The organism is Streptomyces sp. HUAS MG56 (genome assembly GCF_058673395.1).
This window is the reverse complement of sequence record NZ_CM178722.1, coordinates 1,973,696-1,993,553: the sequence shown is the minus strand read 5'-3', so window position 1 is coordinate 1,993,553 and position 19,858 is coordinate 1,973,696. Positions and strand designations below refer to the sequence as shown.

Here is a 19,858-nt window from a genome sequence, read left to right as displayed (position 1 = left end):
AGAGGCCCATAGCGGGTCTAATCGGTAGAATTCTGGCCATGGCGGAGCGGCCGGTCGCCCCGACGGCGTCCGAACTCGTCCTGGAGACCGACACGGGTTCCACGGTGATGAGCCCGGGGCGCGACTACCACGTCGGACGCGACCCGTTGAGCGACATCGTCTTCGACGATGCCCGGGTCTCGTGGCACCACGCCGTGCTGCGCTGCGACCGCGACCACTGGACCCTGGCCGACCAGCACAGCACCAACGGCACCTACGCCGACGGCCGCAGGATCGAGCGCTGGGACGTCCGCCCCGGCAGCGAGATCCGCTTCGGCAGCCCCGCCGACGGCCCCCGCGCGATGCCCGCCGACGCCCCGGAACCGGTTCCCGACCGCCCCTCCGCCGTGTCACAGCCCCGGCTGACCGGCACCTTCCGCCGCCCCACCAGCGTCCGCCCGCTGCCCCCGCGCACCGTCCGCATCGGCCGGGCCCCCGACAACGACCTGGTGGTGGACGACCTGACCGTCTCCCGCCGGCACGCCGAACTGCGCGCCCACCCGGACGGCACGTACGAGATCGCGGACCTGGACAGCCACAACGGCACCTACCTCAACGGCCGGCCGGTCACCGGCGGCGCCCGGGTCGGCCCCGGCGACATCATCGGCATCGGGCACTCCGCGTTCTGCCTCGTCGGCACGGAACTACAGGAGTACGTCGACACCGGCGAGGTCTCCCTCGACGTGCAGGAGCTCACCGTCGCCGTCGACGGCGGGCGCACGGTGCTCCTCGACCACGTGTCCTTCCCGGTGGGCGAGAAGTGCCTGCTCGCCGTGGTCGGGCCGAGCGGCGCCGGCAAGTCCACGCTGCTGAACGCCCTGACCGGACAGCGGCCCGCCGACCGCGGCACCGTCCTCTACGACGGCCGCGACCTCTACCGCGACTACGCCGAACTGCGCGGGCGCATCGGCCTGGTCCCGCAGGACGACATCCTGCACCCCCAGCTCACCGTGCGCGCCGCCCTCACCTACGCCGCCGAACTGCGCTTCCCCGAGGACACCGCCCCCGCGGAGCGGCAGGCCCGGGTGACCGAGGTCATCCGGGAACTCGGCCTCGAACACCGCGCCGACCAGCCCGTGCACCGCCTCTCCGGCGGACAGCGCAAGAGGGTCAGCGTCGCCCTGGAACTGCTCACCAAACCCTCGCTGCTCTTCCTCGACGAGCCGACCTCCGGGCTCGACCCCGGCATGGACCGCTCGGTGATGACCATGCTGCGCGGCCTCGCCGACGACGGCCGCACGGTCGTCGTGGTCACCCACAGCGTGCTCAGCCTCGGCGGCTGCGACCGCCTGCTGGTCCTCGCCCCCGGCGGCAGAGTGGCGTACTACGGCCTGCCCGACGACGCCCTCGCCTTCCTCGGCCACGAGCAGTGGCCGGAGGCCTTCGAGGCCTTCGACCGCGAGCCGGACCGCGACTGGGCCGGGGAGTACCGCGCGTCGCCGTTCCACCGGCACTACGTCACCGAGGCCACGACCCAGCCCCACCACCCCGGACCGGCCCCCGTCACCCCGGCACCGCCGCCCCGCCCACGCGGCTGGGGCGCCCAGCTCGGCACCCTGGTCCGCCGCTACACGGCCGTCCTGAGCGCCGACCGCACCTTCCTGGTCGTCATGACCGCCCTGCCGTTCGTCATGGGCGCCATGGCCCGCGCCCTGGCGGGCGGGCGCCTCACCCCGGACACGGCGATGAACGCGCTGCTCATCCTGTGTGTCGGCGCCGTGCTGACCGGCGCCGCGAACGCGGTGCGCGAACTCGTCAAGGAACGCCCCGTCTACCGGCGGGAACGCGCCGTCGGCCTGCCCAGATCGGCGTACCTGATGTCCAAGATCGTGGTGCTCGGCACGGTCACCGTCGCCCAGGCCGTCGTCCTCACCCTGGTCGCCCTGCTCGGCGTCGACCTCGACGCCCCCGGCGGCAAGGGCGTCCTGCTGCCGCCGCTCGCCGAGATCGCCCTGGCCGTCGCCCTGCTGGCGTTCACCGCCATGATGTTCGGCCTGCTCGTCTCCGCGCTGGTGCGCAAGGAGGAGGTGACGATGCCGCTGCTGGTGCTCCTCGCCATCGTCCAGGTCGTCTTCTGCGGGGCCCTGCTCACACTCCACGGTGTGCCCGGTCTGGAGCAGCTGTCCTGGCTCGTGCCCTCGCGCTGGGCGCTCGGCGCCATGGCCGGCACGGTCGGGCTGTCCCGGCTCGTGCCCGGCAAGCCGGCCGCCGACCCGCTCTTCCGGCACGCGCCGGGCGTCTGGCTGCTCGACCTGGCCATGCTGCTGGTGCTGTCCGTCCTGTGCGGCCTCGCCGTCGCCCGGCTGCTGCGCCGGCAGGAGCCCGCCCTCATGCGGAAATAGTCGGAAGCAGACGGAAGCGGACGGCAAGACGATCCGCACCCGCAGGCATCACGAGCCCCACGCGGAAGGAGGCGCCCGATGAGCAGAGCGCCCGGTCCCGGATTCCGGCCCACGCACGTCGTCCCGCCGCGTGGCATGCCCGCCTGGGAGGCCCCCGACCCGGCCCGGCCCACCGTGCCCCTCGACCCCCTGCTGCCCGTGCAGCTCCTGGAACGGCGCGGCGACTGGGCGCACATCGGCTGCGCCAACGGCTGGGCCGCGTGGGTCGACGGGCGCGGGCTCGTCGCCGTACCCGAGGACCCGCCCGTCGCCGGCGGACCGGCCGGCGCCGCCGACCCCCGGCCCCTGCTGGGCCGCGCCGCCGAGGCGCTCGCCGCCTACCGCTCCGCGGTGGACGAGCTGGCGGCCGGCTCCCTCGCCGGCGAGGACTTCGCGGACCGCACCCACGGCCTGCGGATCGGGATCGTCGTCGACGGCGAGGCCGTCTGGCTCTACGACCCCGAGGAGAGCCGCTGGATGTACGGCGACGGACGCCGGCTGACCACCTACGCCACCGACCACGCGGTCACCGGCGACACCGAGCCCGGGCACGACCCGACCCGGCTGGTGACGCCCGACGGTGAGCGCTGATGGCCCGCGAGACCAGCCTGTTCTCCGGTCGGCCCGCAGAACTGATCGGCCGGACGGTGGCGAACTACCGGATCGAGAGCGAGGTCGGGCGCGGCGGCATGGCCGTCGTCTTCCGCGCCCACGACCTGCGCCTGGACCGCACGGTCGCCCTGAAACTGCTCGCGCCCGAACTCGCCCGCAACGACACCTTCCGCAAGCGGTTCACCCACGAGTCCCAGGTGGCCGCCGCGATCGACCACCCGCACATCGTGCCCGTCTACGACGCCGGCGAGACGGACGGCGTGCTCTACATCGCCATGCGGTACGTCTCCGGCAGCGACCTGCGTCATCGGCTGGACGCGCACGGAGCGCTGCCCGTGCCGGACGCCGTCCGCATCGCCGGACAGGTGGCCTCCGCCCTCGACGCCGCCCACGAACACGGCCTGGTCCACCGGGACGTCAAACCCGGCAACATCCTGATCGCCGAGGGCACCGACCGCGACCACCCCGAGCACGTGTACCTCACCGACTTCGGGCTCACCAAGAAGTCGCTGTCCCTGACCGGCTTCACCAGCGTCGGCCAGTTCGTGGGCACCCTCGACTACGTCGCGCCCGAGCAGATCTCCGGCCGCCCCGTCGACGGCCGCTGCGACGTCTACGGGCTGGCCTGCGTCGTCTACGAGACCCTCACCGGCCGCCCGCCCTTCCGGCGCGAGGACGACATGGCGCTGCTGTGGGCTCACCAGTACGACGAGCCGCCTCCGCCGAGCGCGGCCCGCCCCGGACTCGCCCCGGCCGTCGACGCCGTCCTCGCCAGGGCCCTCGCCAAGAGCCCGGACGAGCGGTACGCCACCTGCCTCGACTTCGTCGCCGCGCTGCGGGCCACCACGGCCACCCCCGTGCACCCGCCGGCCGCCGGCCCCCGGGCGACCGAGAGGGACGCGGGCTCGGGCCGCACGGTGACCGACACCCGGCGGCCCCCGCACTGGGCCGACCCGATGTTCCACACGTGAGCGAAGGGGGCTCAGGGCGGAGGCTGCTCACCGACCTCGCCCCGCCGCCGCACCGGCAGCGCGAGCAGCCCGCCCAGCAGCCCGGCGACCAGTCCCCACAGGGCGCCCAGGCCCACCGCCTGCCAGAGCCGCGGCTCCAGGAACAACTCGCCGGACAGCCCGCCGCCGAGGTTGCCGATGCCGAGCAGGGACAGGCCGTAGTGCGCCGAGACACGGCCCGTCAGGCAGATCATGAGCACGGTCAGCGCCAGCGCGACGGCCAGGTGCAGGGCGTGCTGCCACAGCCGGATCCGGGCCGGTGAGCGCGCCGCCATCCGGAACGCGACAGCCAGCAGCAGGACCGCGTCCACGACCGCCAGCCACCACCAGCGGCCGTCGTGGGCGGTGAGCGTACGCAGATTCAGTTCCGATGCGCCCGGGGTGCGCAGCAGTTCGTCCAGGACATGGGGCACCGGCAGCCCGAACGGCCCGTCCACCCGGCCGTTCCAGGTGGCGCCCAGACCGACGGTGAGGGCCAGCCAGGCCAGGTTGGGCAGGCCGAGCAGGATCAGTGCCACGGTCGTGGCGACGTGCCCGCGGGTGGCCGCGGTGATCAGCGCGATGACGAGGCCGACGACGACGTAGCCGAGGAGCAGCACGACCACCGCGTGAGCCGCCGGGCGCACCGACTCCTGGAAGCGCAGCAGCCGCCCCGGCAGCGGAGCTCCCCGCGCGACCAGCACCGCCAGCAGCAGCACCCCGGCCAGCCACAACAGCCCGAACAGCACGGTCAGCGGCACGTCCGCGGTGAACCCGACCTTCGGCGCGGCGTTGAACAGCCCGGCCAGATCGCTGAGGGTGCCGCTGCCCACGTCGACGGCGAAGGTCTGCCGGGCGCCGAGAGCCAGCCCGATCAGCGCCAGCAGCCACAGCACCGCGAGCCGCGCCGCCCACCCGGCCAGTTCCGTGGCCGAGGCCACCGCCCGGTGCCGCAGCGGACGCAGAAAGCCCGCCCCGATCGTGAGGGCGCCCACGAGCGTCACCGACAGCGGGATCACGGTCAGACCGGCGTGGCTCTCCGCCAGCACGCCCGCGTTGCCCGACAGTTCGACGGTGCCGCCGACGGCCGTCACCAGCGTCGCGACCACCACCCTCGGGAACGCGCCGTCCGGCAGATCCGCCGCGCCGGCCGCCCACAACCCGAGTGCCGCCACGAGTGCCATGACGGCCAGCCCGGTCAGCACCGCGCCGAGGGCCTGCGCCCAGCCGTGGCGGGCGGCGGGCCGCGCGGGGGCGGTCGGAGGGCTCACACCCTTCACGCTAAGCAGCGGCCGTGCGTCTCGCCCGTCGGCTTGCGACCGCCGCGACTCTGCGACACACAATGGGCTCAATGTGCAGCCGAACGACCTAAAGGCACCAAACGGAACCGCGACGGGAAGAGGTGCTCGTGAGCGTCGAACCTCCGTCCTCCGGCCGCCCCTCCGGCCCGCCCCCCGGCCCGCTGTCGGGCTCCTCCCAGCCGCCCTCCGGCCCGCCCGGGGGACCCTCGGGCGGCGCCGGCGGGCCCAAGGAGCCGCACGAGCCGCACGGGCCGTGGTGGAAGTCCGTACCGGGCATCGCCGCCCTCAGCGCCGTCGTGGTCGCCGCCGTGGTACTCGCCGTCGTCTTCACCCGTTCGGGTGGCGGCTCGTCCGCCAAGGGCGGCGAGGTCTTCCTCCAGCCGGCCGCCAGTGCCGGCCAGGATCCCTTCACGGCATCGACGGCCAAGCGGAGTTCCGTCCCGCCCCCAGCCTCCGCCGCGCCCTCCGCGCCGGCGGGCACGGTGCAGGGCGTGCAGGGCGGGGCGCCCGGCCTGTACGGCGGCACGCAGAACGTCGCCGCCTGCGACGTCGGGCAGCAGATCAAGGCCCTCCAGGCGGACTCGGCCAAGACCAGGGCGTTCGCCTCCGTGGCCGGCGTCCAGCCGTCCGGCGTACCCGCCTATCTGCGCTCGCTCACCCCGGTCCAGCTGCGTGTCGACACGCGCGTCACCAACCACGGCTACCGCGACGGCGCCGCCACCAGCTACCAGTCCGTGCTCCAGGCGGGCACCGCCGTGCTGGTGGACAGCCACGGCGTCCCCCGGGTGCGCTGCGCCTGCGGCAATCCGCTGACCTCGCCCGTCGCCGAGAAGAACACGCCTCGGCTGGTGGGCCCGCGCTGGCCGGCGTACCGGCCCTCGAACGTGGTCGTCGTGACGCCCGCGCCGACGGTCGTCGACATCTTCGTGCTCTACGACCCCCACCACGACGACTGGATCCACCGTCCGCACGGCGACCAGGGCTGGCAGCACGACCAACACGCCAGGCCGCCGAAGGACCCGCACCCCTGGAACCCGCCGCCCTCGCCGTCGGCGTCGCCGTCGTGCCCGCCCGGCGCGCGCCACTGCCCGTCCCCCTCGGCCAAGCCGAGCCCCTCGACGGCGACCTCGTCCCCGGCCTCGCCGAGCGCGTCCGCGACGTCCCCGTCGTCCTCGCCGTCCGCCTCCCCTTCGTCGCCCTCCTCCCCCTCGCCGGCTCCTGCGTCGCCGAGTACGTCCCCGCCGATCTCCCCGTCGTCCTCCCCGTCGTCGTCTCCGCCCTCCTCCGGCGCGTCGCCGGAGTCGGCGCCGGCCGGGTCGCCCTCAGCGGCGTCCTCCTCGCCCCCGTCGGCCTCCGCACCCTCCTCCGCCGGGCCGGTATCACCGTCCCCGAGCCCGTCCGGAGGGTGACCATCGCCACTGTGCGCGCTCGGCGAACGCTTCGGGGGACTGCCGAGCCCGGCTCGGGGTACGAGGTCTGGTGCAACGGACGAAAGGCCGGACCCGGCATTCGAGAGAGACAGCATGACCGAGTACGTGGGCGGGGACGTGATACCGACTGGTTTCGATGTACCCGTGGAACCGCTGCGGCGCGCCGAGCACTACACCGGCGAACCCGGCTCCATAGCGGAGGCGCGGGCCTTCGCGGCGCGGTTCCTGGAGCAGCTGAAGACCGAGTGGTGCGCCGAGCCCGACCGCGGCGCCGACGGCGAACTGCTCCTGCTCGTGAGCGAGCTGGTCACCAACGCCGAGCGGCACAGCAACGGCCCCTACATCCTGGAGCTGGAGGGCACGGACAACGCGGTCACGGTGTGTGTCTACGACAGCAGCTCCGCGCTGCCCCTGCGCTACCCCAGGGACCCGGCACGCGTCGGACGGCACGGCCTGGAGATCGTCGACGCCCTGGCCGTGGAAGTGACCGCCGAGCGCGTCCCCGTCGGCAAGCGGGTGCGGGCCCGCTTCGCGCTCAGGCGCTGAGCCGGTTTCCCTCAGGGCGCAACGCCGGGCCCTTGCCCCGTGACCTGCGGCTCCTAGGCTGACGTGGGTGACCAACCAGGTGAGCAACGAAGCCCGAGTGATCCCGCTGCGGCCCGCACCCGTCCGCCCGCAGGCGCCCGAGACGCAACCGGCGGAGGCGGAGGGCAGAGAGCCCCTCTGGCGTGATCTGGTCGGAGAGGTGCTGCGGCGCGAGCGGCGGGCGCAGGACCGCACGCTGAAGGACGTGGCCGACACGGCCCGGATCTCGCTGCCCTACCTCTCCGAGATCGAGCGCGGCCGCAAAGAGGCCTCCTCGGAGGTCCTCGCGGCCGCCGCACACGCCCTCGGACTGGGCCTCGGCGACCTGCTGTCGCTGGTACACGGCGAGCTCACGCGGCGCACCGGCGTGCACCGCCGCCAGGCCGTCGCTCCGCACCGGCCGTCCAACGCGCTCTGCCTGGCGGCCTGACCGGCTCCGCCCCGGCCGATGAGTTTTGCCGCGCGGTCCGGTCGGTACTGATGACCGCGTTCCCCGCCCAGGAGGTACTCATGACCACCGACGGTTTCACCACCTGTCTCTGGTTCGACGGCAAGGCAGAGGAGGCCGCCGAGTTCTACGTGTCGGTCTTCAAGAACTCGTCCATCGGCCACGTCACCCGCTACACCGAAGCCGGGCCCGGTCCGGCCGGATCGGTGCTGGTGGTCGAGTTCACGGCCAACGGCCAGAAGTTCATCGCCCTCAACGGCGGCCCCCAGTTCACGTTCAACGAGTCGATCTCCTTCCAGATCTCCTGCGCCGACCAGCACGAGATCGACTCCTACTGGACCAGGCTCACCGAGGGCGGCGGCGAGCCCGGCCCCTGCGGCTGGCTCAAGGACCGGTACGGCGTCTCCTGGCAGGTCGTCTACGACCGGATGACCGACCTCCTGAACGACCCGGACCCGCAGAAGGCGGCCCGCGTCACCGACGCCATGCTGAGCATGGGCAAGCTGGACGTCGCCGCTCTGGAGAAGGCGTACGCGGGGGAGTAGGGCAACAGCCGTACGACCGGTCGCGGGGCGGCGAGGCACACCTCCGCCTCGCCGCCCCGCGCTGCCGATCTCGGGATCAGACCCGGTCGGCCACGATCAGCAGGTACTGGAAGCTGCCGTTGCGGTAGGCGTCCAGGAACGCGTCCTCGATGCCCGTCACCAGGTGGTCGGCCTGCTTGCGCAGTTCCCAGTACGGGATCGTCGCCGCGGTCAGGTCCTCCACATGGACCGGCACCAGCCGGTTCTTCGCCATCGACCGGAAGTACTCCGACCTCGGGTGGATGTCGCAGATGTAGTGCGCGTTGATCAGCGACACCTCGCGCGATGCCCGGCCGTAGGTGTCGTTGTAGCAGCCGGTGACCGTCACATAGCGTCCGCCGCGGCGCAGCAGCCGGGCGTGCTCGGCGAACAGCAGCTCCAGCTCGACGTACATCGTGGACTCGTTGTTCCACGAGGCCGCGTACGCACCCGTCTCGAAGCCGGTGTCCAGCATGTTGCGGTGGTGGTAGCGCACCTTGTCGTCGACGCCCCGCTTGCGGGCCATCTCGTTGGCGAAGTCGCACTGCTTGGCCGAGATGGTGACTCCGTCGGCGTGGCAGCCGTGGCGCAGGTTCGCCACGATGCTGCCGCCGCCCCGGCCGCAGCCGGCGTCGAAGACCCGGTCGGCGGGCGTGAGCGGGCCGAGGTGGGAGGCGAGCAGCTCCGCCTGGGCGTGCTCCAGCCGGTGCAGCTCGCTGGTGATGCGCTCCTTGCGCAGCTCGGGGTCGGGCTCCTCCAGCACCGACCGGTCGGCCTCACCGATGCCGTAGTGATGGTGGTAAAGGTCGTCGATCCTGCCGAGTTCGAGGTTGACCGGATTCTCCTCGGCGTTCCAGTAGTCCGCGACCCGGGTCTGGTAGATGGACTGGGTCGGGACCGGAACGGTGGTGGTGCGGGCGGGGGCGGTGGTCAACGAAGACTCCTCTGGACAATGTGACGGCGTTGCGGTGCGGCCGGGCTGCCGGTGATCGGGTGATTCACCAGTAGTCGGGCAGGTGGTAGCGGTTGGTGTTGGTGGCGTGCCACTCGTGGTTGCCGGAGACCCAGGCGGCCAGGCCCTCGGCGTAGCGTGCGATCACGGGTGAGGTGGCGGACAGGGCGGCCGACTCCTCCTCGAAGGCCTCCATGACCTGGTTGTGGATCTCGACGGACTTCAGGTAGGCCGCCTTCAGCCCGCGCCGGTCGTTGGCGGCGACCACCTGGGGCAGATTGAGGTGGTCCGGATCGCTCGCCAGCTCCTTGGTGAAGGAGTACAGGTCGTTCACGATCGTCGTGGCGTTGCACGCGAGGGCCGTGATCCGCTGGATCTCCGGGCGGGCGTAGACCTGCTCGGGCAGCTCGTAGCCGTCCACCGCGTCGACCAGCGACAGACAGGGGCGGAAGTTGTTGAACTGCCGCATCACCAGGTACTCCCAGATCCGCGGCATGTACCGGGACTCCATCCAGGCGGCCTCGCCGAGATAACCGAGGTGCAGCCGGGCGATGTCGTGGACGAACCGGTCGGTCTGGCTGGGGGTGGCGAAGGTGGCGTAGTCCGCGAGGGCGTGGTGGTACGAGCGAAGCGGGCCGTCGGCCTGGATGCCCTCGCGCCACTCGGCCTCCAGCTCCGGGATGCCGTGGTAGGGGTCGAGGGCCGACTGGGCGATGATCAGCGGTCCGCCGAGGCCGCTGCGCGATCCGCCCCGCCCCTCGTCCTCCTCGCAGTAGCAGGAGTCCACGATGTTCTCGGCGAGCAGCAGCTTGCCGGCCGCGGTGAGCCGGTCCAGATCGAGGCCGCCCGGGTGCTGCAGGACGACGGCCCGGCCGAACTGGAAGCCGGAGAAGTCCCCCGTCCAGGACTCGGGGAACAGGTCCAGCTCCCGGGCCCATTCCTCCAGTCGGCGGTCGATCTCGGCGGCCTTCTCCGGGTCGGCGGGCACGGCCGGTCGGCAGCGCAGGCCGGGGATCACGCCGGTGCGCCGCACCGGGCGTAGGGCCTGGGCGAGGTTCGGCGGCCCGGGCAGCGTGTAGGCGGTGGTGGGTGTGCTCATGGCGCGCTCCAGGCCGTCAGTCGGCGGTCCGGCCGAGCTGGACGTTCTCCAGGATCCCTGCCGCGTCCGGGACGAGGATGGCCATCGAGTAGTAGGCCGTGACCAGGTAGTTGATGACGGCCTGTTCGTTGATGCCCATGAAGCGGACGTTCAGGCCGGGCTGGAACTCGTCCGGGATACCGGTCTGGTAGAGGCCGATGACGCCCTGGTCGGCCTCGCCGGTGCGCAGCGCGAGGATGCTGGTCGTGTGGTCGTCGCGGATCGGGATCTTGCTGCACGGGTAGATCGGCACCCCGCGCCAGGCCGGCACCTCGTGCCCGTCGACGCTCGCGGTGCCGGGCACCAGACCGCGCCGGTTGCACTGCCGGAAGAACGCCGCGATCGCCTTCGGGTGGGCGAGGAACACCTTGGTCTTGCGCCGCATGGACAGCAGCTCGTCCATGTCGTCCGGGGTCGGCGGGCCGGTGAAGGTACTGATCCGCTGGCCGTAGTCGACGTTGTGCAGGAGCCCGAACTCCCGGTTGTTGACCAGCTCCCACTCCTGGCGCTCACGGATCTCCTCGACCGTCAGGCGCAGCTGCTGCTGTGTCTGGTCCATCGGGTCGTTGTAGAGATCGGCGATCCGGGTGTGCACCCGCAGCACGGTCTGGGTGAGCGACAACTCGTATTCGCGCGGGGTGAGTTCGTAGTCCACGAAGCCGCCGCGCAGGGTCGGCTCGCCGGCATGGCCGGCCTGCACCGGCACCTCGGCCTCGCCCTTGCGGTTCATGGGCATGCGCTGCTGCTCGACGTACGCCTGCAGATGCGCGGCGAGGGTCGGCACTCGCCGGGTGACCTCCTGGATGGCGGTCCAGGGCAGTGAGAGCACCACGCCCGCGGTGTCGGCGCGCACCGAGGACAGCCACAGCGGGTCGGACTGGCCGACCGCCTCGTCGCCCATCTGGTCGCCGGCGGAGACGATCCCGGTGACCTCCTCGGCGCCGTACTTGCCGTTGGTGTACCGGGTGAACCGGCCGTGCACGACCAGGTACGCCTCGGTCACCGGCTGGCCGGCCTCGAACAGCACCTGTCCGGCGCGCACCTCGCGCGGCTGGAAGCGGCCCGCGAGCTCCCGCAGCACCTCGCCGTCGGGATAGCCGCGCAGGACCGGCAGTTCGGTCAGGGTCTCCGGAACCACCCGGATGTCGTCCGCGCCGTTGTGCTCGAAGTGCACCCGGCCACGCCCGGTGCGCAGCTGGAGACGGCGGTTCACCCGGTAGGCGCCGCCCTTCACGTCCACCCACGGCAGCGTCTTCAGCAGCCATCGGGAGGTGATGGCCTGCATCTGCGGTTCGGACTTGGTGGTCGTGGTGAGCTGGCGTGCCGCCCGGGTGCTCAGACTGCTGAGCTGCCCGTCCGGGTCGGGGGCGGGTTCTTCGACGACGGAACCGGTGGCGCTGTCCGGTGTGGACACTTTCCCTCCAGGCAGGGCGGAACGGGGGTGACGGGATGGGGCAGTGGTGTGCCAGTGGCGTTGCGCACGCCCAGCCAAACAGGCCGGATGATCACCGGGTAAGGCGTGAAAGGGGGCGGGTGTGCGCGCGGGTTGTGCAAACCCGCCGTTTGTGTCAAACCTGCGGCGCGCGGCTGAATGCACGCTTCCGCTCATCGCCGCAGCTGGGTTTCTTCTGCGCCGTTCACCCTCAAGGGTGACCTGAAGTGTTCAGACAACTACTTTCCGTGACGGCTCGGTGTCCCGCTTCGGCCCCCGTCGCTCGGCGCGCGGGCCGACGGCGGCATGGCTAGCGTGAGCAGCGGGGTGGCAAGCGTGAGTGTCCGGACATACCGCATCAGGAGGGTCGTCAGCATGGCCGTGCAACCCGAGGGAACGCCCTGTTGGGCCGACGCGATGTTCAGTGACGTCGAGGGAGCCAAGCGCTTCTACGGCGACGTCCTCGGCTGGACCTTCGGCGAGTCGTCGTCGGAGTACGGCAACTACACACAGGCCTATGTGGACGGCAAGGCGGTGGCCGCCGTCGTCCCGCCCATGCCGGGCCAGGAGGGGCAGTCGCAGTGGTGCCTGTACTTCGCCGCGCCGGACGCCGCCGCCACCGCGCAGAAGGTCCGGGACAACGACGGGGAGGTGCTGATGGAGCCCATGCAGGTCGGGGACTTCGGCACCATGTGCCTGGCCCGGGAGCCCAGCGGGGCCGTGTTCGGCGTCTGGCAGGCGGGCAGTCACGAGGGCTTCGAGGCGACCGGCACCCCGGGCGCGTTCTGCTGGGCCGAGGTCTTCACGCGGGAACCGGAGAAGGCCGACACCTTCCTGTCCGCCGTCTTCCCGTACCGGATGAAACAGATGGAGGACCACGCCGTCGACTACCGGATGTTCGACGTGGGCGGCGACCCCGTCCTCGGTCGGATGAAGATGACCGACGACTTCCCGCCCGAGGTGCCGTCGTACATCAACGTCTACTTCACCGTGGACGACTGCGACCGGGCGGTCGAGCGTGCCGTCAAGCTCGGCGCCGTCCTCCGCTTCGGGCCGATGAGCAGCCCCTTCGGCCGGTTCGCGGCGCTGAGCGATCCGCAGGGCGCGAACTTCTCGGTGATCGACGTCACGACCACCGAAGGAGAGATGCCGTCGGTCAAGGACGTGTGAGGTCAGGGCGCCGGAGCGGCCGCCCGCGCGCCCATGGCATGATCGTGCGTATGCGTGAACGTGTGGTGGCCGCGTGCGACGGGGCTTCGAAGGGAAACCCCGGACCGGCCGGATGGGCGTGGGTGGTCTCCGACGACGAGCGGACCCCCGCCCGCTGGGAGGCCGGCCCGCTCGGCCGGACCACCAACAACGTCGCCGAACTCACCGCTCTGGAGCGGCTGCTCGCGGCGGTCGCGCCGGACGTGCCGCTGGAGATCCGCATGGACTCCCAGTACGCGATGAAGGCCGTCACCACCTGGCTGCCCGGCTGGAAGCGCAACGGCTGGAAGACCGCCGCCGGCAAGCCGGTCGCCAACCAGGACCTGGTCGTGCGCATCGACGAGCTGCTCGACGGCCGGTCCGTGGAGTTCCGCTACGTCCCGGCCCACCAGGCGGACGGCGACCCGCTGAACGACTTCGCCGACCGCGCCGCCAGCCAGGCGGCCTCCGTGCAGGAGGAGGCCGGCAGCGCGCTCGGCTCCCCGCCGCCGCCGGCCTCGCCGGACACCCCGAAGGCCGCGGCCCCGCGCAGGAAGGCTCCCCGCCGCACCGGCGGCGGGGCGGCCGGCGGCACGTCCTCGCGCACGATCAAGGCGAAGTTCCCCGGCCGCTGCCTGTGCGGCCGCTCCTACGCGGCCGGCGAGTCCATCGCCAAGAACGCGCAGGGCTGGGGCCACCCGGAGTGCCGCACGGCCGAGGCCTGACCGGGCGCCGGCGGCCCGTCGTCAGCTGTCGAAGGTGTAGAACTTCGTGTGGTCCAGCAGCTCCGCCGGACGCACGTCGTTCCACGGCTTCATCGTCTCGTTCAGGTCGACGACGTCGGGCGTCCCGCCGGTCGGCACATAGCCCGCGCCCGGGTGCCGGCCCTGCCACTGCGCCCACAGCTTGTCGACATAGGCGTGGTGCAGCCAGAACACCGGGTCGTTGGGGGAGACGCCGGTGGCCATCTGTCCGCCGACCCAGACGTGGACCCGGTTGTGCAGGTTGACTCCGCGCCACCCCTCCAGGTTGTTCCGGAAGCCGTCCGAGGCGCTGTTGTACGGCGCCATGTCGTACGTCGATATGGACAGCACCGACTCCACCTCGGCGCGGGTCGGCAGCTCGCGCACGCCCGTGCCGAGCGAGCGGCGCAGGAACGTACGGCCGTCGACCCGCACGGTCAGCGGCCAGTCGCCGGCCGCCGCGGCGAACGGGCCGTCCATCACCCGGCCGTCCGAGCTGCGGCCGGTACCGCCGAGGAAGTCCGGCGCCCACAGCGAGGCGCGCGGGGTGCGGTCGGTGCTCCAGTCCCAGTACGGCAGGGCGACCGACGAGTCCACCGACTGGAGCGCCCGCTCGAAGTCGAGCAGGAATCTGCGGTGCCAGGGCAGGAAGGACGGGGAGCGATGGCCGGTCCGCTCGCCGGTGTCGGTGTCCGACATGATGAACTCGTTGTGCGTGCGGACGAATTCGTCGTAGCGCCCGCTGCGCTTGAGCGCGAGGACGGCGTCGACGAACCGCTTCTTCTCGTCGGCGGTCAGGGCGGCCTGGTTCTTGCGTACGGTCATGGTGCGCGATGCTCCGAAAGTCCTTGTGCGGGCGGTCAGTTGGCGGGGAAAGGCAGTAGTGGGGCGCCCTGGAGCTCGTCCACCGCCGCGCGGGCGACGGCGCGCGGGGTGGCCACCGGGGCGTAGTGGCTGACGACGCTGATCCAGGTGCCGTCGGCGTTGCGCATCACGTGCAGCTCGACGTCGTCGATCAACACCTCGAATCCGCCGCCGTGTTCGGCGTGGTGGCCGCCTCCGCTCATCGGACGCCCCTGTATCCGGCGGCCCTTGTAGACCTCGTCGAAGTTGTCGGGGTGCGGCGGCATCGGCATGGGGTGCTCGTGACCGGCGGCCGAGGCAGCGGGTGCGACGAGGGTCGCGGCGGTGGCCGTCGCGGCCAGGGCTGCCGCGGCGGTGAGCGCGCGGCGACGGCTGATGTCGGGCATGCGGGTCCTCCTGAAGGGTGCTTTTGGTGGTGACGACGCATGCCTATCGAGGGGGCGGGTACGGGGAGAAATCTCCCGGAACCGGTTGGCCGTGATCCGGACAATTGGCCACATGTCATACAGGGTTGAACGAAGTTGATCTTGCCGCGTCGGGGCGTGGATCTTCTCCGGAACGGCCAATTCCTTGCCGCGCCGACCGCCTTTTCGGTGATCTTTCGCTGGTTCCGTCTGTCCGAGTGGTGCTGCTCACCACGCCAAACTGACGCGATCGAAAGGCCTGCCCGCACTGCTACCCTGCGGTCCCGTTCGACCACGTTCAGTGACAGACAGGGGTATGGCTGTGAAGGTCGTCTGCGCCGGAGGCGGGCCCGCGGGCCTGTGTCTCGCCATCCTGCTCAAGCGGCAGGACCCGTCCCACGACATCACCGTCCATGAGCGCAACCCCGAGGGGTCGACGTACGGCTGGGGCGTGACGTACTGGCGCGGCCTCCTCGACCGGCTCCAGGCCCACGACCCCGACGCCGCGCGGGCGGTCGAGGACGCCTCCGTCCGCTGGAGCGACGGAGTCGCCCACGTCCGGGATCTGACGACCCGTCACCACGGTGACGAGGGCTTCGGCATCGGCCGCCACCGGCTGCTCGACCTGCTCGCCGAGCGGGCCCGCGCGCTCGGCGTACGGCTGGAGTACGAGAGCGAACTCACCGAACCGCCCGCGGACGCCGACCTCGTCGTCGCGGCCGACGGCGTGCACAGCGCGCTGCGCACCCGGCACGCCGACGCCTTCGGCACCGAGATCGCCGCGGGCCGCAACCACTACATCTGGCTCGGCACCACCAAGGTCTTCGACGCCTTCACCTTCACCTTCGCCGAGACCCCGCACGGCTGGATCTGGGCCTACGGCTACGGCTACAGCGACGCGCACAGCACCTGCGTCGTCGAGTGCTCCCCGCAGACCTTCACCGGCCTCGGCCTGGACCGGATGGACGAGGCCGAGGGACTCGCGCTCCTCGAAAAGCTCTTCGCGGACGTCCTCGACGGTCACGGGCTCATCGGCCGCCCCGGCGCCGGCTGGCTGAACTTCCGCACCCTCACCAACCGCACCTGGCACCACGGCAACCTGGTGCTGCTCGGCGACGCCGCCCACACCACCCACTACTCCATCGGCGCCGGCACCACCCTCGCCCTGGAGGACGCCATGTGCCTCGCCGACGCCCTGCGCACGCACCCCGGCCTGCCCGAGGCGCTCGCCGCCTACGAGCGCCGGCGCCTGTCCGAGCTGCTGTCCGTCCAGAGCGCGGCCCGCTACAGCGCCCGCTGGTACGAGAACCTGCCCCGCTACATCGACCTGCCCCCGCACCGGATGTTCGCCCTGCTCGGCCAGCGCCACTCACCGCTGCTGCCGTACGTCCCCCCGCAGCTCTACTACGGCCTCGACAAGGCGGCCGGGCAACTGGAGGTGCTGCGCCGGTTCAAGCGCTGGCTCGGCCCGCGCGCGTCCCGCGCGCTGCACGTCCGTGCGAGGGGCCGCTGAGACTCGGCACGTCGGTCCTCCGCGCCCCACCGCATTTCCCCCACCCGCCTCTCCCCGATTTCCCCCACCCGTCCCCCCGATTTCCCCCACCCCCCCCTCCCTGATACCCCCCCACCCGCAAGGAGCCCCGCCCATGGCCATGCCCGACACCTTCGACCAGACCTCGACCGGCTACAGCGTGCGACGCGCCTACTGGCTCGCCCGTGCGTCCGACCTCGCGTACAAGGACGAGGCCACCATCGAGGAACAGGCCGCGAAGTGGGGCTTCGATCAGGTGCGGCACCATCGGACCCGGTTCACCCCGCCGTTCCCGCTGCAGGACACCCAGGCCTACACGATGGCCGGCGACCGGATGATCGTCATCGCCTTCCGCGGCACCGAACCCACCCAGATCAAGGACTGGCTCACCGACGCCTCGACCCCGCCCGTCAGCGGCCCCGGCGGCAGCGGGCACGTCCACTACGGCTTCGCCGCGGCGCTGCGCTCGGTGTACCCGGACGTCGAGGCGACCCTCAAGGACCTGCGCACCGACGGACAGACCCTGTACTTCACCGGGCACAGCCTCGGCGGTGCCCTCGCCATGCTCGCCGGCGCCCGGATGTACCTGGAGCACCCGAACCTCGCGGCGGACGGCATCTACACCTTCGGCCAGCCGCGCACCTGCGACGCGGTCCTCGCCGAGGCGTTCCACCAGGGGCTCGGGGGCCGCACGTACCGCTTCGTGAACAACAACGACATCGTGCCCCAGCTGCCGCCCGAGCCCGTCTTCACCCATGTACGGGCGCTGCGCTACATCGACTCCAAGGGCAAACTGCACGACAGCATGCCGATGTTCTCGGCGCTCACCGACCGGATCGCGGGAGCGAGTGCGGACGTCTTCGCGCCCGCGTCCGACGGAATCCGCGACCACTTCATGCGCAACTACCTGAAGGCGCTGGAGCAGAACCTGGGCTGACCGGAGCGCGGCTCGGGCCGGGGCGAAAGGCGTTGGTGAAACACCATTCACTCGATACGGTGAATGGGTATTCACTCCTTCTCACCGTGCCCTCGCACCGTCCCCGGGAGCGCCGATGGACCAGTCTGCCCCGATACCCCGGCCGCCCGGCACTCCGGCCGCGGTCCGCGCACTGCGGGACCGGTGCACCATCCCGGTGCTCGCGTCGGGCGGCATCCTCATGGCGGTCATGCAGACCGTCGTCGTCCCGCTGCTGCCGGACCTGCCCCGGCTCACCGGCGCGTCCGCCGCGGCCGTCTCCTGGACGGTCACCGCGACCCTGCTCTCCGGCGCCGTCCTCACCCCGGTGCTCGGCCGGGCCGGCGACATGTACGGAAAGAAGCGGGTCCTCACGGCCGCGCTCGTGCTGATGACCCTCGGCTCGGTGATGTGCGCCCTGACCTCGGACATCGGCGTGCTCATCGCCGCCCGCGCGCTCCAGGGCGCCGCCGCCTGCGTCGTCCCGCTGTCCATCAGCATCCTGCGCGACGAACTCCCGCCGGAGCGACGGGGCTCGGCGGTGGCCCTCATGAGCTCCACGGTCGGCATCGGCGCCGCGCTCGGCCTGCCGCTCGCCGCGCTGGTCGTCCAGTACGCCGACTGGCACACGATGTTCTGGCTCACCGGCGCCCTCGGCGCGCTGGGCGTCGCGGCGACCTGGTGGGCGGTCAGGGAGTCACCGGTGCGCGAGCCCGGCCGGTTCGACGTGCTCGGCGCGCTGGGATTCGCCGCCGGGCTGGTGTGCCTGCTGCTGGGCGTCTCGCAGGGCGGCACCTGGGGATGGGGCAGTGCACGGATCCTCGGGCTGTTCCTCGCCGCCCTCGTGCTCCTCGCCCTGTGGTGGTGGCAGCAACTGCGCACCGAACGGCCGCTGGTGGACCTGGGGCTGGTCAGCCGGCCGCGGGTGGGGCTGTCGCACGTGGCGGCCCTGCTGACCGGGTTCGCCTTCTACGCCAACTCCCTCGTCACCGCACAGCTGGTGCAGGCCCCGAAGACCACCGACTACGGCCTCGGCCTGTCCATCGTCGCCACCGGTCTGTGCCTGCTGCCCGGCGGAGTGACCATGCTGCTGCTCTCGCCGCTGTCGGCCCGGATCTCCGCCGCGCGCGGCCCGCGCATCACGCTCGCCCTGGGCGCCGCCGTCATCGCCTGCGGCTACGCCGTGCGCATCGCCGACAGCCGCGACCTGTGGATGATCATCGTGGGCGCCACGGTGGTGGCGACCGGCACCACCCTCGCCTACTCGGCGCTGCCGACCCTGATCCTGCGCGCCGTCCCGGCGGGGCAGACCGCCTCCGCGAACGGCGTCAACGTCCTCATGCGCACCATCGGGCAGGCCGTCTCCAGCGCCGCCGTCGCCGCCGTCCTCGTCCACCACAGCAGCCCCGTCGGCGGCGTCCCGGTCCCCACCCTGCACGGCTATCTGCTGGCGTTCGCCATGGCGGGCGCCGTCGCCCTCGCCGCCTGCGCGGCCGCCCTGACCATCCCCGGCGACGGCGGCCCCGCCGACGGCACCCGCCGGGCCCGGCGCGCCACCCCCGGCGCGCGCGACGGGGTGCCGGCGGGAACATGAGTACCGTGAGCACCCCACCCGGGCCGGACACCCGCGCCCCCGGCCGCCGTGACGCCGAGGTCACCAAGGCCGCCATCCTCAAGGCCGCCCGCCACCTCCTGGCCCGGCAGGCCCACGCCGACATCACCCTGAAGGCGGTGGCCGAACGGGCCGGTGTCAGCCCGCCGTTGATCCTGAAGTACTTCGGCAACAAGGACGCCCTGTTCGCCCGCGTCATGTCCTTCGACACCGACGCGGACGCCCTGCTCGACGCGCCGCTGCCCGACCTCGGCCGGCACATGGTCCGGCACGTCCTGACCGGTCAGCGTGACCGCGGCACCGACCCGCTGCTGCGCATCGCCTTCGCCCCGCTGCACGGCGACCGCGGCGAGATCCTGCGCGCCAACTTCCGCGCCCAGGTCACCGAACGCCTCGCCGCCCGGCTCACCGGCCCCGACCCCGGACTGCGCGCCGAACTGGCCGTCGCCGCGCTCGTCGGCCTCGGCGTGATGTACGGCATCGCCCGCGGACCGCACCTGCGTGCCACCGACGCCGACGCCGTCGCCGAGCGCTACGGGCCGCTCATCCAGGCCCAGTTGACCCCGCAGGGCTGAGTCGGCACGCCTCGTCCAGCCCGGAAGGCCGCGGCCAGTGGGCCGTCGTCCCCGCCGCGTCACGAGGGCGACCTGGCACGGTTGGACCCCGGCCGGCGGGACCGTGGCCAGGGCGC

General features: G+C 72.3%; 19 protein-coding genes. 13 read left to right on the top strand and 6 right to left on the bottom strand.

Annotation, left to right across the window (positions count from 1 at the left end; all coding sequences use genetic code 11):
* Positions 1–38: 38 nt before the first annotated feature.
* From AC4OXY_RS09675 to AC4OXY_RS09665, 3 genes are all read left to right on the top strand, one after another.
* Complete coding sequence (locus AC4OXY_RS09675) at positions 39–2,381, top strand: ABC transporter ATP-binding protein/permease (protein ID WP_362820877.1); 2,343 nt, start codon at positions 39–41, stop codon at positions 2,379–2,381.
* A 78-nt stretch (positions 2,382–2,459) separates the two neighbouring features.
* Positions 2,460–3,011, top strand: coding sequence for a hypothetical protein (locus AC4OXY_RS09670; RefSeq protein ID WP_491993686.1), 552 nt, complete (start codon positions 2,460–2,462; stop codon positions 3,009–3,011).
* On the top strand, positions 3,011–4,003 hold the full coding sequence (locus AC4OXY_RS09665; RefSeq protein WP_356032210.1) for a serine/threonine-protein kinase: 993 nt from the start codon (positions 3,011–3,013) through the stop codon (positions 4,001–4,003). The genes AC4OXY_RS09670 and AC4OXY_RS09665 overlap by 1 nt, the downstream gene beginning before the upstream one ends.
* 11 nt (positions 4,004–4,014) lie before the next feature.
* Here AC4OXY_RS09665 and AC4OXY_RS09660 read toward each other — a convergent pair whose 3' ends face one another.
* Positions 4,015–5,292, bottom strand: coding sequence for a streptophobe family protein (locus tag AC4OXY_RS09660; RefSeq protein ID WP_491993685.1), 1,278 nt, complete (start codon positions 5,290–5,292; stop codon positions 4,015–4,017).
* 137 nt (positions 5,293–5,429) lie between these two features.
* On the opposite strand from AC4OXY_RS09660, the gene AC4OXY_RS09655 reads away from it, so the two are divergent.
* The 4 genes from AC4OXY_RS09655 (at position 5,430) to AC4OXY_RS09640 (ending at position 8,330) form a co-directional block, all read left to right on the top strand.
* On the top strand, positions 5,430–6,731 hold the full coding sequence (locus AC4OXY_RS09655) for a DUF6777 domain-containing protein (protein ID WP_491993684.1): 1,302 nt from the start codon (positions 5,430–5,432) through the stop codon (positions 6,729–6,731).
* Positions 6,732–6,845: 114 nt separating this feature from the next.
* Entirely contained in the window at positions 6,846–7,298 is a 453-nt protein-coding gene (locus tag AC4OXY_RS09650; RefSeq protein WP_356032202.1) for an ATP-binding protein, read from the top strand.
* 67 nt (positions 7,299–7,365) lie between these two features.
* Positions 7,366–7,767, top strand: a complete 402-nt coding sequence (locus AC4OXY_RS09645; protein WP_491993683.1) for a helix-turn-helix domain-containing protein — start codon at positions 7,366–7,368, stop codon at positions 7,765–7,767.
* Positions 7,768–7,847: 80 nt separating this feature from the next.
* Complete coding sequence (locus AC4OXY_RS09640; protein WP_376293173.1) at positions 7,848–8,330, top strand: VOC family protein; 483 nt, start codon at positions 7,848–7,850, stop codon at positions 8,328–8,330.
* A 76-nt stretch (positions 8,331–8,406) separates the two neighbouring features.
* Here the strand turns inward: AC4OXY_RS09640 and AC4OXY_RS09635 are convergent, their stop codons facing one another.
* The 3 genes from AC4OXY_RS09635 to AC4OXY_RS09625 form a co-directional block, all read right to left on the bottom strand.
* A complete protein-coding gene (locus AC4OXY_RS09635) occupies positions 8,407–9,282 on the bottom strand; it encodes a geranyl diphosphate 2-C-methyltransferase (protein WP_071385249.1) in 876 nt (291 codons plus the stop codon).
* A 64-nt stretch (positions 9,283–9,346) separates the two neighbouring features.
* Positions 9,347–10,399: a family 2 encapsulin nanocompartment cargo protein terpene cyclase gene (locus tag AC4OXY_RS09630; protein ID WP_376293174.1), complete on the bottom strand. Its 1,053-nt coding sequence runs from the start codon at positions 10,397–10,399 to the stop codon at positions 9,347–9,349.
* 16 nt (positions 10,400–10,415) lie between these two features.
* On the bottom strand, positions 10,416–11,852 hold the full coding sequence (locus AC4OXY_RS09625) for a family 2B encapsulin nanocompartment shell protein (protein ID WP_491993682.1): 1,437 nt from the start codon (positions 11,850–11,852) through the stop codon (positions 10,416–10,418).
* A gap of 393 nt (positions 11,853–12,245) precedes the next feature.
* On the opposite strand from AC4OXY_RS09625, the gene AC4OXY_RS09620 reads away from it, so the two are divergent.
* Both AC4OXY_RS09620 and AC4OXY_RS09615 read left to right on the top strand, forming a co-directional pair.
* Entirely contained in the window at positions 12,246–13,040 is a 795-nt protein-coding gene (locus tag AC4OXY_RS09620) for a VOC family protein (RefSeq protein WP_491993681.1), read from the top strand.
* 38 nt (positions 13,041–13,078) lie between these two features.
* A complete protein-coding gene (locus AC4OXY_RS09615) occupies positions 13,079–13,783 on the top strand; it encodes a ribonuclease H family protein (RefSeq protein ID WP_376293178.1) in 705 nt (234 codons plus the stop codon).
* 21 nt (positions 13,784–13,804) lie between these two features.
* Here the strand turns inward: AC4OXY_RS09615 and melC2 are convergent, their stop codons facing one another.
* Together melC2 and melC1 are read right to left on the bottom strand one after the other, a co-directional pair.
* Positions 13,805–14,626 carry a tyrosinase MelC2 gene (melC2, locus tag AC4OXY_RS09610; protein ID WP_356032183.1) on the bottom strand — a complete coding sequence of 274 codons (822 nt, stop codon included), beginning with the start codon at positions 14,624–14,626 and terminating at the stop codon, positions 13,805–13,807.
* 35 nt (positions 14,627–14,661) lie between these two features.
* The gene (melC1, locus tag AC4OXY_RS09605) at positions 14,662–15,051 is read right to left on the bottom strand and encodes an apotyrosinase chaperone MelC1 (RefSeq protein WP_491993680.1); all 390 of its coding nucleotides are present in this window, start codon (positions 15,049–15,051) and stop codon (positions 14,662–14,664) included.
* Positions 15,052–15,385: 334 nt separating this feature from the next.
* Between melC1 and AC4OXY_RS09600 the strand changes: the two genes are divergently transcribed.
* The 4 genes from AC4OXY_RS09600 (at position 15,386) to AC4OXY_RS09585 (ending at position 19,742) form a co-directional block, all read left to right on the top strand.
* On the top strand, positions 15,386–16,582 hold the full coding sequence (locus tag AC4OXY_RS09600; RefSeq protein ID WP_491993679.1) for an FAD-dependent monooxygenase: 1,197 nt from the start codon (positions 15,386–15,388) through the stop codon (positions 16,580–16,582).
* 133 nt (positions 16,583–16,715) lie between these two features.
* Positions 16,716–17,537 (top strand): lipase family protein, encoded by an 822-nt coding sequence (locus AC4OXY_RS09595; RefSeq protein ID WP_376293184.1) that lies wholly within the window; start codon positions 16,716–16,718, stop codon positions 17,535–17,537.
* Between the two features lie 115 nt (positions 17,538–17,652).
* Complete coding sequence (locus AC4OXY_RS09590) at positions 17,653–19,149, top strand: MFS transporter (protein WP_491993678.1); 1,497 nt, start codon at positions 17,653–17,655, stop codon at positions 19,147–19,149.
* Positions 19,146–19,742 carry a TetR/AcrR family transcriptional regulator gene (locus tag AC4OXY_RS09585; protein WP_376293187.1) on the top strand — a complete coding sequence of 199 codons (597 nt, stop codon included), beginning with the start codon at positions 19,146–19,148 and terminating at the stop codon, positions 19,740–19,742. The genes AC4OXY_RS09590 and AC4OXY_RS09585 overlap by 4 nt, the downstream gene beginning before the upstream one ends.
* Positions 19,743–19,858 lie beyond the last annotated feature (116 nt).

Coding starts and splice junctions, on each gene's coding strand:
- AC4OXY_RS09620 (WP_491993681.1), top strand. CDS start 12,246: ATGGCCGTGCAACCCGAGGGAACGCCCTGTTGGGCCGACGCGATGTTC.
- AC4OXY_RS09615 (WP_376293178.1), top strand. CDS start 13,079: ATGATCGTGCGTATGCGTGAACGTGTGGTGGCCGCGTGCGACGGGGCT.
- AC4OXY_RS09590 (WP_491993678.1), top strand. CDS start 17,653: ATGGACCAGTCTGCCCCGATACCCCGGCCGCCCGGCACTCCGGCCGCG.
- AC4OXY_RS09670 (WP_491993686.1), top strand. CDS start 2,460: ATGAGCAGAGCGCCCGGTCCCGGATTCCGGCCCACGCACGTCGTCCCG.
- AC4OXY_RS09595 (WP_376293184.1), top strand. CDS start 16,716: ATGGCCATGCCCGACACCTTCGACCAGACCTCGACCGGCTACAGCGTG.
- AC4OXY_RS09640 (WP_376293173.1), top strand. CDS start 7,848: ATGACCACCGACGGTTTCACCACCTGTCTCTGGTTCGACGGCAAGGCA.
- AC4OXY_RS09600 (WP_491993679.1), top strand. CDS start 15,386: ATGGCTGTGAAGGTCGTCTGCGCCGGAGGCGGGCCCGCGGGCCTGTGT.
- AC4OXY_RS09665 (WP_356032210.1), top strand. CDS start 3,011: ATGGCCCGCGAGACCAGCCTGTTCTCCGGTCGGCCCGCAGAACTGATC.
- melC2 (WP_356032183.1), bottom strand. CDS start 14,626: ATGACCGTACGCAAGAACCAGGCCGCCCTGACCGCCGACGAGAAGAAG.
- AC4OXY_RS09675 (WP_362820877.1), top strand. CDS start 39: ATGGCGGAGCGGCCGGTCGCCCCGACGGCGTCCGAACTCGTCCTGGAG.
- AC4OXY_RS09650 (WP_356032202.1), top strand. CDS start 6,846: ATGACCGAGTACGTGGGCGGGGACGTGATACCGACTGGTTTCGATGTA.
- AC4OXY_RS09585 (WP_376293187.1), top strand. CDS start 19,146: ATGAGTACCGTGAGCACCCCACCCGGGCCGGACACCCGCGCCCCCGGC.
- melC1 (WP_491993680.1), bottom strand. CDS start 15,051: ATGCCCGACATCAGCCGTCGCCGCGCGCTCACCGCCGCGGCAGCCCTG.
- AC4OXY_RS09630 (WP_376293174.1), bottom strand. CDS start 10,399: ATGAGCACACCCACCACCGCCTACACGCTGCCCGGGCCGCCGAACCTC.